Source organism: Paenibacillus sp. WLX2291, from assembly GCF_046603665.1.
Lineage (GTDB): Bacteria > Bacillota > Bacilli > Paenibacillales > Paenibacillaceae > Saccharibacillus.
The window spans coordinates 2535356-2552295 of sequence record NZ_CP176755.1 but is presented as its reverse complement, the minus strand read 5'-3'; the positions used below and the strand labels follow the sequence as shown (position 1 = coordinate 2552295).

General features: G+C 46.1%; 12 protein-coding genes and 1 other annotated feature. Of the genes, 3 read left to right on the top strand and 9 right to left on the bottom strand.

Annotated elements, in window-relative coordinates:
• Positions 1-107: 107 nt before the first annotated feature.
• The 3 genes from ACDE64_RS11015 to ACDE64_RS11005 all read right to left on the bottom strand — a co-directional run bounded on the left by ACDE64_RS11015 (position 108) and on the right by ACDE64_RS11005 (position 4833).
• Positions 108-740, bottom strand: coding sequence for a GNAT family N-acetyltransferase (locus tag ACDE64_RS11015; protein WP_411350031.1), 633 nt, complete (start codon positions 738-740; stop codon positions 108-110).
• Positions 741-994: 254 nt separating this feature from the next.
• Positions 995-4165, bottom strand: coding sequence for a bifunctional cytochrome P450/NADPH--P450 reductase (locus ACDE64_RS11010; RefSeq protein WP_411350030.1), 3171 nt, complete (start codon positions 4163-4165; stop codon positions 995-997).
• 80 nt (positions 4166-4245) lie between these two features.
• A complete protein-coding gene (locus ACDE64_RS11005; protein ID WP_411350029.1) occupies positions 4246-4833 on the bottom strand; it encodes a TetR/AcrR family transcriptional regulator in 588 nt (195 codons plus the stop codon).
• A 299-nt stretch (positions 4834-5132) separates the two neighbouring features.
• Here ACDE64_RS11005 and ACDE64_RS11000 point away from each other — a divergent pair, with 299 nt between their 5' ends.
• The gene (locus ACDE64_RS11000; RefSeq protein ID WP_411350028.1) at positions 5133-5348 is read left to right on the top strand and encodes a hypothetical protein; all 216 of its coding nucleotides are present in this window, start codon (positions 5133-5135) and stop codon (positions 5346-5348) included.
• A 121-nt stretch (positions 5349-5469) separates the two neighbouring features.
• On the opposite strand, the gene ACDE64_RS10995 is transcribed toward ACDE64_RS11000, so the two are convergent.
• Positions 5470-5700 carry a DUF896 domain-containing protein gene (locus tag ACDE64_RS10995; RefSeq protein ID WP_411346498.1) on the bottom strand — a complete coding sequence of 77 codons (231 nt, stop codon included), beginning with the start codon at positions 5698-5700 and terminating at the stop codon, positions 5470-5472.
• 292 nt (positions 5701-5992) lie between these two features.
• On the opposite strand from ACDE64_RS10995, the gene ACDE64_RS10990 reads away from it, so the two are divergent.
• Positions 5993-6307, top strand: a complete 315-nt coding sequence (locus tag ACDE64_RS10990) for an ArsR/SmtB family transcription factor (protein ID WP_411350027.1) — start codon at positions 5993-5995, stop codon at positions 6305-6307.
• Positions 6304-8850, top strand: coding sequence for a DsrE/DsrF/DrsH-like family protein (locus tag ACDE64_RS10985; RefSeq protein WP_411350026.1), 2547 nt, complete (start codon positions 6304-6306; stop codon positions 8848-8850). Before ACDE64_RS10990 ends, ACDE64_RS10985 begins: the two co-directional genes overlap by 4 nt.
• Before the next feature lie 200 nt (positions 8851-9050).
• Here the strand turns inward: ACDE64_RS10985 and ACDE64_RS10980 are convergent, their stop codons facing one another.
• The 5 genes from ACDE64_RS10980 to ACDE64_RS10960 form a co-directional block, all read right to left on the bottom strand.
• On the bottom strand, positions 9051-9500 hold the full coding sequence (locus ACDE64_RS10980; RefSeq protein WP_411346495.1) for a C40 family peptidase: 450 nt from the start codon (positions 9498-9500) through the stop codon (positions 9051-9053).
• 592 nt (positions 9501-10092) lie between these two features.
• Positions 10093-10743, bottom strand: coding sequence for a flagellar brake protein (locus tag ACDE64_RS10975; protein WP_411346494.1), 651 nt, complete (start codon positions 10741-10743; stop codon positions 10093-10095).
• Positions 10744-11228: 485 nt separating this feature from the next.
• Entirely contained in the window at positions 11229-13616 is a 2388-nt protein-coding gene (locus tag ACDE64_RS10970) for a heavy metal translocating P-type ATPase (RefSeq protein WP_411350025.1), read from the bottom strand.
• Between the two features lie 361 nt (positions 13617-13977).
• Positions 13978-15792 (bottom strand): glutamine--tRNA ligase/YqeY domain fusion protein, encoded by a 1815-nt coding sequence (locus tag ACDE64_RS10965; protein WP_411350024.1) that lies wholly within the window; start codon positions 15790-15792, stop codon positions 13978-13980.
• Positions 15793-15967: 175 nt separating this feature from the next.
• Positions 15968-16265 (bottom strand) — a binding site (T-box leader).
• Positions 16266-16332: 67 nt separating this feature from the next.
• Positions 16333-16887 (bottom strand): CGNR zinc finger domain-containing protein, encoded by a 555-nt coding sequence (locus ACDE64_RS10960; protein ID WP_411350023.1) that lies wholly within the window; start codon positions 16885-16887, stop codon positions 16333-16335.
• Positions 16888-16940 lie beyond the last annotated feature (53 nt).

The window sequence follows — 16940 nt, the reverse complement described above, 5'->3', positions numbered from 1 at the left end:
GTAAACAACGGATCATACAAACCGTACTGCACATATCATCTCGCTATAGATTTCATTTTTCGTATATGCTCTAATCCATCATAAAGTAATCTCAATAGAGACTTGGACTAAAAACGACGGAATTGCAGTTGTTCACGTACACTTCTAACGCCTGAACGACCGACTGGCTGTGCTTCTGCCGCTTCGCCGTCTTCAATCTGCTGTTGCTCCTTTTGCAATTGTACATAGCGAGCGAATTTCTCTTCGTCTACGACTTTGCGGAGCAGATGCATCACGCCATCCTCACCTGCTTCAAACGCATGAATACGCTCATATCCCCAGCGCTCATACATCGGCAACAGCCATGGATGCTTTTCCGCTGTTGCTAGCGTGACTGCTGGCGCGCTCAGTTCCGCGCGAATGACATGCTGCTCAACCCAGTTCAACAGCTTACGTCCAAGCCCTTTGCTCTGGATATACGGATCAACCGCAAACCACATCACAAATGGCAAATCTGTCACATTACCGAGAAATTGCAGCTTCTCCGCATCCGCCAGCGTAACCGTCGCCTGAATCTGTCCATTCTGCTCTAACACATAACATTTATTATTCAAAATATTGTTGCGAATCTGCTCGACATCCGCATATGCCGCAGGCCATTGCAGCTTCAACTCCCGAATCGTTACATAAGCTTCATACGTTATATATTGCACACGCGGCGCGTCGTCCGCAGTCGCAAGACGGTATATTTCAGTCATCATTATGCACTCCTTATTCCGACTATATCGATGTAATTATATGAATATAAATCTAACATTTGATTTTCTCGATGACTAATCGAACTTTTCTATAGGTGGTGATAGAAGACATCTATCTGTGAATAAAAAGATGGGATGATATGCTTCACTTCCTAATAAAATGGACAGCCCGTATCATGCGAGGCTGTCCATTTTACTATGCTTGTTATTGACTATACAGCTCTCATAGGAAATATGAGCAGCATATTAACTTATGATCAAATGCCTGTCCACACATCTTTGACATAGCGACCGTTTTGCTGTAATTCATCGAACCATTGAGTTGCTTGCTCTGCATCTACGCCTTTGATCTCCATATAAATGTCGCGTAGCGTTTGCTCTACATCCGGTGCCATCCGATTGCCATCGCCGCAAATGTACAGCTTGGCGCCCTCATCAATCAAACGCACGATATGCATAGCATCGTGACGAATCAGATCCTGCACATATTGCTTGTTTCCATCGTCTGGACGAGAAAATGCAGTTCGCAGCTGCACCAATCCTTCGTTAGCATAATGCTCCAGTTCCTCTTTGTACAAATAATCGCGTTCTGGATGACGGCAACCGAAGTACAGCCATGCTTCACCAGTTTGCTGTCCATTGTTACGCTGGGCTTCGCGCGCTTGCAGGAAGCCACGGAATGGCGCAACGCCTGTACCCGGTCCGATCATGACAATCGGCACTTCCGCACGTTCCGGCAATTCAAAGCCCGATTTTGGCGAACGAATAAACATGAGTACAGTATCGCCTTTTTGTAAATGGGACAGATACGTCGTAGCAATACCGGCAAATTCGCCTTTACCACTCCGCGCTGGACCGGACACTACGCTCACCGTAATTGTAACGCGATCCGACTGCACCGATGGCGAACTTGAAATAGAATAGTAACGTGGCTTGAGCGCTGGCAGCAGACCGAGAAACTGCTCAAAGCTCATCTCGCACGACATATAATCCTCCATCAGATCAAGCAAGGTTAACCGTTTTTGTAATACTTCACGGTGATACGTCTCGTCATCCAGCAATGCTTCCAATTCTTTTTTGTGCGGTGGGCACTGATTGTTCTCTGCCATCGCCCGAATCTGCGCGCGAGTTGCTACATCCTGCAATTCCACACTCAGTGTTAGCAGCTCAATGATAGCGATCGGACGATCCAGTGGCAAATAAGCGGCACTGCTGCCTTTGCCCTGAATAATGATGCGTTCCCCGCCATCCAGTCGGAAGCGGCGTAATACTCGCTGAATCAAAGCCTGCGGATTACGTGGAATGATGCCCATATGGTCGCCTTCATGATACGTCTCACCCGGTGGCAAAGCAATTTCCAGATGAAGCGTACTGCGTCCGCTCTCCGGCTGCTGCAATTCATGTGCTTCGGTAATCTGGCATTCCACCGCGTTATACGTACGCACCAGTGGACTGCCAACTGGCGAATTCACAAATTGCACTTGCAGCGCATTCTCCTTTTTCAATTGCTGCTCGTCCATCTCAATGTGGAACGTTTTGAACAGCTGCTCCCATAATCCACTGCGCCATTCATCCAGCTGCATTTCAAAATCATCGCTCGCATCGCCTTCGCCGCGTGGATAGACACGCTCTGCGCCTTTTTGCTCCATCAGCTCGTCGATCAGTTTCGGAATGCGCTGATACGTGCTTGCCCAGTTATGGTCACCACAGCCGAATACAGAATATTTCACACCTTTGCAGCTATCGTTGTCCGCCTGTTGTAGCCATTCTACGAATTTCTCCGCATTGCTCGTTGGACGTCCGTTGTAAGATGCCGCAATAATCAGCATTACACCATCCTTAGGCAGATTGCCTGCATAATCGTCTAGCGGTGCCGCTGCCGATTCAAATCCATACGTGCGTCCACCTTCTTCCAGCTCGCGTGCAACTGCTTCCGCTGTACCAAGATTGGAGCCGTACAGAGTCAGCAGTGGTGTATCATGACGTTTCACCGCTTCGGAAATGTGTACATCTCCATGTGCAGACTGTTCGTTATTGCCCGGAATGGCTACCGCTACCTCGGGTACGCGCGGAACAACTTTCATACGGAATTCATCCGGTTTCAGCGTCAATGCCTCACGAATATGCAGCTGATAGTTCTCCTGATCAATCAGATCAAAATGCTTCACAACCATGCCCAGCACCAATGTCGCTTCGTATAGTGCAAATTGCTGACCGATACATGCGCGCATCCCGTGACCAAACGGTTTGTATACATGCTCTGGAATTTGCGATTCATCCTCAAACCGCTCCGGTACGAATTCCTCTGCATTTTCGCCCCATGCTTCCTTGTTGCGATGCAGTGCTGGCAAAATAACACTTACACTCTGATGCTCCTTGAGCGGATATTTGCCGCCCAGCATCACATCTTCGCGTGCAAACCGTGAAAATGCTGGCGCTGTTGGCCACAGACGCAGCGATTCGCGTAAAATCATACGAATATATTTTAGATCACGCACCTGTTTGTACGTTGGTACAGGATCAGCAAGCACCCGATCCACTTCGGCACGCGCTTTTTTCAGTTTGTCCGGGTTATTCAACAGGAAATACAATGCAAATGACAGCAATCCGCTAGTCGTATCGTGACCCGCAATGAGGAAAGTGATCATCTGATAACGGATATTCTCATCTGGCAGCGTCTCGCCTGTTTCCGGGTCTTTACTTTCCAGCATCCGACTGAGCAGATCGTTCTCGCCTTGATCGCCATTTTCTTTGCGCTGAGCGATCAAGCTATCCGCTACTTGGAACATATAATCGACATCCTTCTGGAATTGTCGCTTGTTGGAAAAGGCAAGCTTGTTCTGGATCGGTAGCCGTTGTCCTTGTGTCATCGCTTCGTCCAGTGCACGCACCATACTTTCTACAAACGGATGCGGCTCCTTGCTATAAAAGCTGTTAAAGCGATAATTAAACGCACACAGTCCGATTGTATCGAGCGTCAGGCGCGTCATATCCTCTGCGACATCTACCGTCTCATCCGCATTCGTACGTGACCATTTCTGGATCAACTGCACAGCAATGTCGACCATTTTGTCATGATAATCCTGCATCGCCCGTTGGCTGAAGCTTGGCATCAGCAGTCGATGCGCCTTGCCCCAGTTCGGCTCATCCGTCCAGCTCGTGAACAGACCGTCCCCGGTAAATGGGCGTACCCGTTGCAGCGGTGCCCATACTTCTTTATCAAATCTGCGTTCATCGGAAATCTGCTTCACAATCTCGGGGTCGCAAGTGTAGATTTGCTCTTTGCCACCTAGACCAAGCTTCATTACAGAGCCATATTCGCCTAGTAGCTTCATAATACTTTGTAGCGGCTGTTCAGAATCGAGTTGTGGCAGATTGCCCAGTGGGCCGTACGTTTTCGGTTGCGGAATGGTTGCTTCTTTTGACATGATAGTTCCTCCCTATCCTTTACCTGATTCGTAATGACTTGTGGAATGATCGCTTGGAGCTATAGTAACGGAATGAATATTCATTCCGCATGTACTGCAATGAGATCCCAACAGCATTGTCTGGCGATGGATTGCAATTGTTCGTGATCACGCGGCATACCTGTGCGTTGTCCATGACGGTATTTATGAATACCAAGGAAAGCACCGAATGTGATAGAGATCATGAGCAGTGGCTCCATTGGCTTCAGCACGCCAGCCTGCTGCCCTGCCATAATATGCTGCGATACAAATTCCAGCAATTGATTGTGGATGGCAATGCTCTGCTCATCCAGCAGCCGGACATAATAGTGCGTATCGATAAATTGCAATGCATCCCAATCCAGCTTTGCCATTTGATGCATTCGGTCAATAATGTGAATCCATCGGCTCTTCATATCACTATCATGCGGAAAGTCCCGCTTGAATGCTTCATACAGCCAACCGATTTTGTCCTGAAATAGTGCATTTAACAATGCTTCCTTGCTCGTAAAATAACGATAAATCGTCCCTGCGCCAACTTCAGCGCGCGTGGCAATCTCCGGTACAGTCGTGGCGTCAAAGCCTTGCTGTGCAAACAGCTCCAACGCCGCCTCCACAATTTGAGTTCTTTTGTCCAATAACCGATTCACATATTCACCTCCTATACAGATTCATGCTGTACTATCGTTTTACCCATAGATGCGAAGCTGATTATTGTATGATAACAGAACACACAAAATATCTATTACAGCTAAAAGGTCTGTTACAGCAAATTCAGCGAATATAGCGAATTTATTTTGATTGCCAACCTAAGTTTATGAATGTACATCATTATTATATACGTGTGCATCAAGTGTGGCGACAGATGTAATTGGTTTCTACTTCCATTCTGGCACGTTCCAAATCGAGATGCAAGCCGCACACCCGGCACCCCGCATAGCATGGGGATTTGGCTACTAGTTACGACCATCCGCAACGCATCCTTTCCAAGTCGCATTCGCCACGTTACGGTTACGGTTACGGTTACGGTTACGGTTACGGTTACGGTTACGGTTACGGTTACGGTTACGGTTACGGTTACGGTTACGGTTACGGTTACGGTTACGGTTACGGTTACGGTTACGGTTACGGTTACGGTTACGGTTACGGTTACGGTTACAAGTAAATAAAACGCCGCCAGATGCAGCGAAACAGGCTGGATCTGGCGACGTTTCTTTTATATTTTCGATACGATTGCTACTTGTACGGCATGACTATACAGAACCCAATCGTCCTGCAAATTACATCTATTCCAGCATAAATCCTTTTTCTTTTTCCACCCGTAATTTCTCCGGGGTTACATCATTGCCCTCGGCATCGACTACTTTCAATTGGGAAAAGGTGCTCAGCACCTGACCGCGAATTTCGCGTAAATACTCTTGACGCAGTACATGCTGTTCTTCTTTTTCCGTATCGGTAAGGCCATGTTCACGCTGCTTTTTGGCCAGTTCATTGATTCGTTGTAAACTTTTGATCATTGGTATTCCTCCTTGCACATGGCATTCACATTATACTTGCTAGATATCTTAATTTGTAATCTTTACAATTTAAGGTGTTATCAGTATAGCATAATTGAACATCAAATCAATATCCATAATTTAGCATGTAATATTGGCAGTCCGAACTATCTGTTTTATGTGACGAAGATTATGTACAGAGTATAACAATGCATATTGACTATAATATCAATATATCGTAATATTACGATATAACATTACAGATGCACTTTTCGTACATTTTTCATTCCAATCAATTACAGGAGGTTTATATATGGATACTGCTCCATTCGATGCACGGGATTTACAAGTATTTGACGAGCCTGCCAATCTTCTCAAAGCGCTATCGCATCCCGTTCGTCTATGTATTGTACGCGGACTCATTCGCAAAAAGAAATGCAATGTGTCCTATATGCAGGAATGTCTGGACATGCCGCAATCGACGGTATCGCAGCATCTACAAAAGCTGCGTAGTGCGGGTATCGTCAAGACCGAACGAAGTGGTCTGGAAGTCAATTATGTGCTGGCTGATCCACGGATCGCTTCTATTGTCGCCATTTTATTCGGAGAGGAAGAATGTAGATCATGAGCAAAAAAGTACTGATTGTCGGCGGTGTGGCTGGCGGCGCGTCCGCAGCTGCACGGCTTCGCCGATTGGATGAGCATGCAAATATCATTATGTTTGAAAAAGGGCCCCATATCTCGTTTGCCAATTGTGGATTACCGTATTACATCGGCGGATCTATTACAGAGCGCGAACGGCTGCTTGTACAGACACCGCAAGGAATGAAAGATCGTTTCTGTATTGATGTACGAACAGAGAGTGAAGTGATTGCTGTTCATCCAGAACAGCGCACGATTACCGTACGTAGCCGTGAGCTAGGCATATATGAAGAATCGTATGATGAGTTGCTATTATCCCCCGGTGCGCGCCCGGTTGTTCCACCGTTGCCCGGTATTAATCATCCGCTCATTCGCACGGTACGCAATGTTATCGATATTGATCATATCAAACAATTGTCAGATGCGAATAACAACGGTCAATCAATTGTTATTGGCGGTGGGTTTATTGGTGTGGAAATGGCAGAGAATCTGCGGGAAGCTGGTATGGACGTTACATTGATAGAGAGTAACGAGCAAATTTTGACTCCTTTTGATCCAGAAATGTCGGCATCCATTGCACAACATATGGAGCAGCATGGGATCCAGCTACTATGGAAGCAGCGCGTACAAGGATTTATTGACCAGCCAAACGCTGTCGGTGTTCAGTTGAGTGATGGCACTGTGTTATCTGCCAATCTGGTCATTCTCGCAATCGGCGTCACACCGGATACTACATTTCTACAGGATAGCGGCATTGCACTGAGCGCACGCGGTCATATTATTGTGAATGAAGCATTGGAAACGAATCAGCCTCATATTCATGCTGTCGGCGACGCAATCCAATTGCATACTTCTGAGGGACATGTGATGGCGATCCCACTGGCAGGGCCGACTAATAAACAGGGACGTATTGCTGCGGATCGCATCGCTGGCTTACCCGCCTTGTATCGAGGAATGCAAGGCACATCTATTCTGAAAATATTTCAGCTGACTGCCGCTTCGACAGGCAAGAATGAAAAATCACTGCGACAACTTGGCATCAATTATCATAGTCTGATCGTACATCCCGGTTCTCATGCGTCCTATTATCCGGGTGCCAGTCCGATTGCGTTGAAGCTGTTATTTACACCGGAAGGAAAGATTCTTGGCGCTCAGGCAGTCGGTTATGATGGTGTGGATAAACGGATCGATGATATTGCTATTGCGATGCGTTTTGGCGGGAAGGTGAGCGATCTGGCAGAGCTGGAGCTGAGTTACGCGCCTCCGTATTCTTCTGCCAAAGACCCGGTCAATATCGCCGGATATGCGGCGGATAATGTTGTTGCTGGACGAGCAGAGCTGGTTACGTATGATCAGCTGGAATCCATCCGTCATGATGATGCACAGCCTGTATTGTTGGTCGATGTACGCAGTACGATGGAACATGAGAATGGTCATATTCCGGGTTCATTATCGATTCCGGTTGATGAATTGCGCGAACGGCTGAATGAACTGGATCATTCCAAACTGATTCTGGTATATTGTCAGGTAGGATTAAGAGGATATACCGCTTCGCAGATTTTGCGGCAGCATGGATTCCAAGTTAGAAACTTGAGCGGCGGATACAAAACGTGGCGGCAAGCACAATTTCAGCCAACACCTCTACCTCCATTCAACGATCATCATTCAGCCTTTACATCAGATCCTCAAGCAGAACAAGCCAATGAACGTCAACAGCAGCCAGCAGACATCGTAGCGGCTCCTACTTCCCCATCATATTCTCATTCATCGCCTGATCCAGTAAGCACTACAGAATTGGACGTATGCGGTCTGAGTTGTCCCGGTCCTTTGATTCAGGTGAAGCAAAGTATAGACAATCTGCCTGCTGGACATAATCTGATTGTTCGTGCCACCGATCCGGGATTTTACGAAGATATTCGAGCATGGTGCACCATGTCGGGTTGTTCTCTGCTTCATTTGCAGCATCTACCTGGTGGTACGATTGAAGCGGTCATTCATAAACCAGCTGAAACGTTACCTGAACAGGAGCAATATATCGCTGATTCTTCTGCCCCCGTTCATCGCGCTAGCACAATGGTCGTATTCAGCGGTGATCTGGACAAAGCAATCGCTTCCTTTATTATTGCGAATGGTGCAGCAGCAAGCGGACGACGGGTGACGATGTTCTTCACATTTTGGGGTCTGAATATGATTCGGAAGCATCAACAACCACCTGTTCGTAAAAGTGTATTAGGGCATATGTTCGGGCTGATGATGCCGCGCGGTAGCCGCAAACTTGGCATGTCCCGTATGCATATGCTTGGCATTGGCCCGCGTCTGATTCGCGGCGTGATGGGCAATAGCAATATTGCCTCACTGGAAGATCTGATCCAGAGTGCAGCTGCACAAGGTGTCGAGATGGTTGCCTGTCAGATGTCGATGGATGTGATGGGCATTCAGCGCGAGGAGCTATTGGACAATGTAACGATTGGCGGCGTCGGCTATTATCTTGGTCAAGCCGATCAAGCGAGTCATAATCTGTTTATCTAATGTATGGCAGCTCAGCTTAGTCATACAAAACAAAAAGCGTTCCCTTCTCATGTAGATACCATGGAAAAGGGAACGCTTTTTGTCGATGCTGCTTTCGTTGATCCGGCTATCATCAACTTTTATAACAGGAAGCATCGTTTGGTACATGTATGTCTCGTTACAGTACAATGTTGAAATTTAGATAGCGATTGCCAGCCGATTCACTTTACAACTCGTCTCGCTGTTACATACCGATTTTTGTAATACGACTGAGACAAGCTGCTGATTGTTACGCCTGTGCTGCTGGCGGAATGGATGAATTTGTTATTACCGATATAGATACCTACATGTGAGATACCGTATCCCATCGTATTAAAAAAGACCAGATCCCCAACGGACAAATTCCCCTTATAGACTGCTTTGCCTATTTTGGCTTGTTGTCTCGCTGTGCGAGGTAGAGATTTATTCAACTTCTTATATACATATCGAGTAAAGCCGGAGCAGTCGAAACCGCGTGTACTCGTTCCACCCATTACATAAGGTGTACCCATCACGCGAGTTGCTTGGCTTTTGATTTCACTTTTAAATGTCGGTGTGCTGGCAGATGCGCCGTCCGGTTGTGCTGTGCAGATCACAGCCGCAGCCAGCAGAGACAATATCAATTTCTTCAAACAAATACTTCTCCCTTCGGTGCTTGCGGAGTTATTTCAGAGGTATACACGGGCAGCAAACATTCATTATGTAGAGCTTTTTCCCATTAAGTAACCTACCCGCTGTGCAATAAATTCGTGTCAAGAACGTCGGGTAACAGATAAACGGCTCATGTGGAACGTATTCCATAGCTGTTTAGGATTCCATTAAGTAGTAAAATGAATCACTTGTTAAAATTTTGTAACCTTTAACAGGTTAAATCATTTTACCTTTGTTTGTCAAATTTCGTCGGAATCTACAGTCAGATGCAGGGTATATTCTCCTGTATGCATTTCACCAAAGAACGAGTTGCTACTAGAAGAAGCAGGACGTTTTTCGTAAATATGAATCTATAAATTTTTTTGATATTTTTAACTTTTTATGGATAATAACGTAAAACCATAATCAATATTATGGCATTATTAGTTTATGTATCAACCTTCTGGTACAAAATCGTGTCAAAAACACGCTAATACGTCGCATATATAAAAACTGATTTATGATCATTGTAATGCAAAAATCCTGCTCCCCAGTGTCAACCGGGGGCAGGATGTATAGGAACAATATGCTTTCTTACTTACGGAAACGCACCTGTTCTTGAATAGCATAACGAATAATATGGTTCCGGTGCTGTTCCTTGATGTCGCTATATTTAAGAGCTACTTTATATTTCTGGTCTTCCAGTTGATTCATATAGACAAGATCGGCTTTGAACGGTAGCGACATTTCGTTGCTGCCTTTGTACAAATACAGTGTACCTTCGTATTTCTGGAAATTGACCGGTTGACGACTGTAAAAGGACAATCCACCGCCGCTAATATCATGTGTGTAAATTTGCAATTCCAGATCATCTTCTTCCATAACCTGTAGATCGCAGCGTAGTGACGTGCTAATCCGTAAATAGTCGCGGTTTTGGATTTTGATGATCTCGTCTGGGTTAGGGCTTTGCAGTTTGATACGAACTTGATTCTCATCACTGCGTGTAATTCTCGTTTTAAACTGGTATTTCAGCTTGTTTTGACCAACAAAAAAGGCGAAAACGTCCTTTTTCATCATTTCACTTAAAGGCAATTTCTCGCGCGGGGCGATATGCTCCAGTCGTGCAATATCAGCAAGTATGATGAACTCTTCGTTAAATTCCTCTACCCGACCAACAAACATATTGCCTTCGTCATCTTGTACATCCAAGTATTGATTTCCAAAGATATAATTTTGCAATTTCATGACCATGTTCCCCTTATCTCTAACCTGTCTGTACGTATTCGCACAGCCATACAGCAGGAATTATATTAGTTTAAAATGCAGCAACTGCGTCATGCTCAAGTGTCCATTCCCATTGTTTGCATGCTTTAGATAGAATTCAGTCAAAACTGTAAAATTGGACTGCTTATGACTTATATAAGCAAGTAAATGATTCAAAAATATCATAACACAAAAGACCTAAGTTGATAATATGTATTTTGTCGATTTTTGGTTAAAAAGAACTAGTTTTCTTTCTTTTTATTATGAAGCAATTGTGAAAAAGATGTAATGTATTGGGTATTTATATCGTCTTACAGATAGGTATTACGAATGATTAACTATGAAATTATGTTAAGAATCTACTCATACTCACGTCGTTCGTCCCATATATTGGATATTAAAAATAGTACTGCAAAAAGGCTACACACAGTCGTGCAGCCTTTCCTTATACATAACACAGTAACAAATCAGTTACTTTTCACCGATTTTATAGGGGCAAATACGGTAGTAACAGACGGTAACAGAGACGATATATTAATACGCAGCACCCGCATGGCGTTTAATACTGCCAGTAAGGTAACGCCCACATCCGAGAATACAGCTTCCCACATCGTAGCGATACCGAAAGCACCCAATGTCATAAAGATTACTTTTACACCTAGTGCAAACCATATATTTTGCCAAACAATAAGGCGGGTACGGCGAGCAATTCCAATTGCCGCTGGCAGACGGGATGGTTCGTCATTCATAATGACCACATCCGCCGCTTCAATCGCCGCATCTGAACCAAGACCGCCCATCGCTACCCCGATGTCTGCCTGAGCAAGTACAGGTGTATCGTTAATGCCATCACCGACAAAGATGATTTTCTCTCCGCGTGTGCGCAGGTCATTCAATCGTTCCAATTGGGCTACTTTGTCCTGAGGCAACAATTCGGAATACACCTCATCTACTCCCAGTTGATACGCTACTCGTTCAGCCGTTTGACGATTGTCGCCAGTGAGCATAATGACTTTGCGAATGCCTTGTTGCTTGAGCATGGAGATAGCTGCTGCGGCATCCGGCTTGATCTCATCGGCAATCACAAGATGCCCGGCGTACATTCCATCTACAGCCAGATGCACAACCGTTCCTGCCTCTGCTGACTCAGCTGGAACAATCTGATGCTGCTCCATGAGTCGTCGATTACCAGCTAGTATCTGGCGATCATCCCACATCACTTCAATGCCATAACCCGCATGCTCACTATAGTCGCGAATACGTTCCTGCTGCAAGGCATGTGGGTAAGCGTCGCGGATCGATTCGGCAATGGGATGGCTGGAATGCAGTTCTGCATAAGCGGCAATTTCCAGCAATTGTTGCTGTGTAAACGATGTACCGTCTGCCGGATACATGCCGGTTACAGCAAATGTTCCTTTGGTCAATGTGCCTGTTTTGTCGAATACGACATACTTGACTCCATGTAATGCTTCCAGATAGTTACTGCCCTTAACGAGAATACCGTTACGGGATGCAGCACCAATGCCTCCGAAAAAGCCTAACGGAATCGAAACGACGAGTGCACACGGACAGGAAATCACGAGAAAGACAAGCGCACGATAGATCCAATCAGTAAATGACGCTCCGCTGATCAGCAGCGGCGGTACGACAGCGAGCAAGGTTGCGATAATGACTACTGCTGGTGTGTAATACCGGGCGAACTTGGTAATGAATTTCTCGGTTTGTGCCTTTTTGCTGCTGGCATTTTGCACCAGCTCCAGAATCTTCGCGACTGACGATTCGCCGAATCCACGGCTAACTTCCAGCGTTAACACACCATTTTTGTTCACAAAGCCTGCCAGTACTTCGCTGCCAGTCTGGGCATGGCGTGGAACCGATTCACCGGTCAGGGCGGATGTATCAAGCATAGAGCTACCTTCAACTACGATACCATCCAGCGGCACCTTTTCCCCCGGCTTGATCATAATATGATCGCCAATTTGTACAGTCTCTGGCGAGACTTGAGACATGCCTTCCGCCGTTTGCAAATTAGCATAATCCGGGCGAATATTCATCAGTTCAGCGATGGAGCGACGTGAACGCTCTACCGCATATCCCTGAAACATCTCACCGAGTTGGTAAAAGAGCATAACGGCAACCCCTTCCGGGTATTGACCGATCAGAAACGCACCAATCGTCGCTATCGCCATTAGAAAATATTCATCAAATACTTGCCCGCGCACAATATTGCGCACTGCCTGCCAGACAATATCGCCACCAGCGATCACATAAGCAAGCAGAAATAGTGTTAGCTCCGCCCAACCAGACACTGGCAAGATCAAACCGCCCGCCAGCAAAATACCTCCGCCTAGCAAACGGATAAGCAGATTCCGTTGCTGATTACTACTATGAGCATGAGTATGTTCTTGGTGGTTATGAGCATGGTTATGTGCTTGGTGGTTGTGTAAGGATTCATGAGAATGTTGCTGGGTTTGCTCTGTATTGGTTGGAGCATTCATCCGCTCGTTCTGCGCAGGCGCCAGCATCGGATGATCATAATGAGTATGTGAAGCAGACCCATCTGCATGGATACGATTCTTTTGGTTGACAGCAGTTGTCTGAGCGATGGGTGCTTTGATCTTGACCTGTATGTGTGGTTCGATCCGATTGACAGTACGTGCGGCTTCCCCAGCCACTTGTTCCGCCTGCTCTTGCTCCGTTTCAAGTGTCAATGTTTTGTTGACAAAGTTGACTGAGCATGACGATACGCCTTTGATTTTGCTGACGCCGTTCTCGATCTTCCTTGCACAATTGGCACAATGCAGTCCGTCTAATGTCAGCTCACGGGTAGTCAACTGTAACGATGTCTGTCCCATGCTGATTCCTCCTTTTAGCGAAAAGGCTGTATCTTATCTGCCTACTGCCTTTGCTATATTTTTTTATTTTATCAATACATGAGTAATTGTTCATATGTTATGTACAGTATACGTTTCACCGATCCCAATGTCAAAGCCAAAACGGTATATATGACAAAAACAGGTCAGATCGGCATCGGGATGATACTGATCTGACCTATTGTTTGTTCTCTTCGTTCTATTATATGTCAGCTTCTATATGCTAGCTTTGTATTAGGAGCTGTTACATAGTAGTGCATTCTGAGCTTCTATTTTGTATCAAAATCAATCTGTGTGCTGTTGGATGACTATTGAATTATTGAATCGTAATTCCTCTTTGCACTCAGCTTCTTTTCCATGAGTCCTTGAGGGATACGACACGATTGAATACAGGATGATCGTCGCGGCTGTATCGGCTATCGGTCACAAAATAACCATGCCGGATAAATTGGTAATGTGCCTCAGGATCGGGATGAAGGAGCATCGGCTCTGCTACAGCATGCTTCATCACAATACGCGAATCCGAGCGAACGCGATGATGCCATGGATCATCTTCATCTATATTATGTTCTGTGTGAGATTCGGCATCTGGCTTCACACCTTCGTCTACATTGATATCCTCATTAACTTTAACATGTTTACTTCCTTCAAGAACTTGGCTTGTGTTACTATCGTGTTTCACTTCACCCTCTTCCGTAAGCAGCGAGTGATATACATGCACTTCTACGGGAACTGCATGATGCGCAGCTACCCAGTGAATCGTTGATTTTACTTTACGTGCGTCAAAGCCACTTCCACTTCGAGTGTCCGGATCATACGTACAATGTACTTCGCTGATTTCTCCTGTGTCTGGATCGTGCAGAATATGCTGGCAGCGGATAAAATACGCCCCTTTCAGCCGTACTTCCACACCCGGCGATAACCGATGAAAACCGCGCTCTGGCACTTCCATCACATCCTCACGCTCAATCCAGATCTCGCGTGTGAATGGAAGCAGACGTGTCCCCCTATGTTCCTGTTGCGGATGATTCTCTACTTCCAGCCATTCCGTAGCAGCTGCATCATAGTTCGTAATGATCACTTTAACCGGATTCAGAACGACCATGACAGACATTGCTTTGGGCTTGAGATCCTGACGAACAGCGTGCTCCAGCATGCCCAGATCCACGGTAGTGTTTGCCCGAATCATACCAACATCACGAAAAAAGGCATGAATGCTATCCGCAGTATACCCGCGACGACGCATCCCTTGTAACGTTGGCAACCGCGGATCATCCCAGCCATCCACATATCCGCCTTCCACAAGCTGCCGCAAATAGCGCTTGCTCGTTACTACACCGCTAATATTCAATCGTCCAAACTCACGTTGCTTCGGCGGCTCGGCAATGTCCAGCTCACGCAGCACCCAATCGTACAATGGTCGATGCTCCTTAAATTCAATAGAGCATAACGAATGCGTGATACCTTCCTTCCAATCCTGAATCGGATGAGCAAAATCATACATCGGGTATATGCACCACTCTTTGCCTGTACGGTAATGCGGGGTATGAATGATCCGATACAGCACAGGGTCACGCAAATTCACATTGGGAGATCCCATATCAATACGCGCACGCAGCACCTTTTCTCCAGTAGCAAATTGACCTGCACGCATGGCAGATAATAGCTTCAGATTCTCCTCGATACTACGGTTGCGATAGGGGCTGTCTGTTCCTTTTTCGGTTAGTGTACCCCGGTATTGCGCCATTTCCACTGGCGTCAAGTCGCATACATATGCTTTTCCTTTGTTAATCAGTTGTATCGCGGCAGCGTAATATTCCTCGCTATAATCGGAACCGTAATGCACCGCTGGACGATAACCGAGCCATGCCAGATCATGAATAATCGCATGTACGTACTCTTCATCCTCCTTGAGCGGATTCGTATCATCGAACCGCAGAACGAAGTTGCCATCAAACTGTTGCGCCATACTTGCATTCAAAATAATGGCAAAGGCGCTGCCGATATGCAAATAACCGTTTGGCTCTGGCGGAAAACGTGTGGCGATCGGGCGATTGAATGTGCCTGCTGCTACATCTTCTTTTATGATGCGAGTAATAAAATGCTCATGCTCAGCAGGTTCGTGTTCGATGAAATGGGTTTTATTCGTATTTAACATGGTGATGGGGTGACCTCCTTCAAGTTTGAGGAAACGATGAATCGTATTGGTAGCTACATATGAATGACATACTGCTACTCATCTATTTCCCAGTTGGCAATCCACTGTGACCGTGTGAAGAACTCGTCTCCACATGTGCCATAAAACAAAAAAATCCCACCTCCAAGACATTTGTCTTGGGGACGAGATTGTGATCGCGGTGCCACCCCAGTTCGCGGCTGCATCACTGCATCCGCCTTGTCGGGTACGTCGTCGTGCCGCCTATCATTTCACATGGATTCATATGACTATGAGGGAAACGCCGATTATACCCCAGCTCTATAACAGGAGCGCCTGTCATACCATCCCCGCTGACCGGTTCCGATATGCTGCTCAGAGGCTTGTTTCGACTGGATTGCTTTCACTCCTTCTCAGCTACCGGAGCTCTCTGTTGAAGCGCAAATCAAGTCTACTCTTCTCGTCATCGCATGTAATATGGATTTTATTGTACTGCCAGTTGTTAGGTTTGGCAACTATTGGATAATGAGGATTGGAGCTTCTTTATAATTTCTTGTTCTTTTGTCGTGCTCGAAAACGACGAACCTTCATGAGATTGCCGCATAACTTGTCATCGCAATAGCGCTTCGTTCGGCTACGTGTATCGTCGTAAAAGACCCAGCGGCAATCCGGGTTATCGCAATGACGGATACGCCGAGCATCACCATGTAACAATGTTGCTGCAAAATCAGCTACAATCTCCGCCGCTACCACATCCCAACCTGTCTGCTGACACACATAATGTAGCGTTAGCTGATCCTTGTCCATCTGTAGTTGTCGTTGCAACGAAGCACCTGCCAACATGTCATTCAAATACTGCATATGCTTGGCAGACAACGATTCACCTGTAGCGACTTCTGCTGCTATTTTGCTTAGTTGTGTACGTAATGTACATAACATGGCTAGTTGCTGCTCATTCGCCGGTACATCTGCCTTCAGCTGATGCTGCTCCAGAAAACGCTGCTGCCATGTAGGTAGCGGCAATTTGTCTTCGTCATGCTTGCCTTCCTTCCAGTCGTGATAATCGCTATTCAAAAAATCAGTCCACATCATATCCATAATTATTCACCTATCCTGTCGTTATTGCTCATATATGATTGTAATTTTATTTA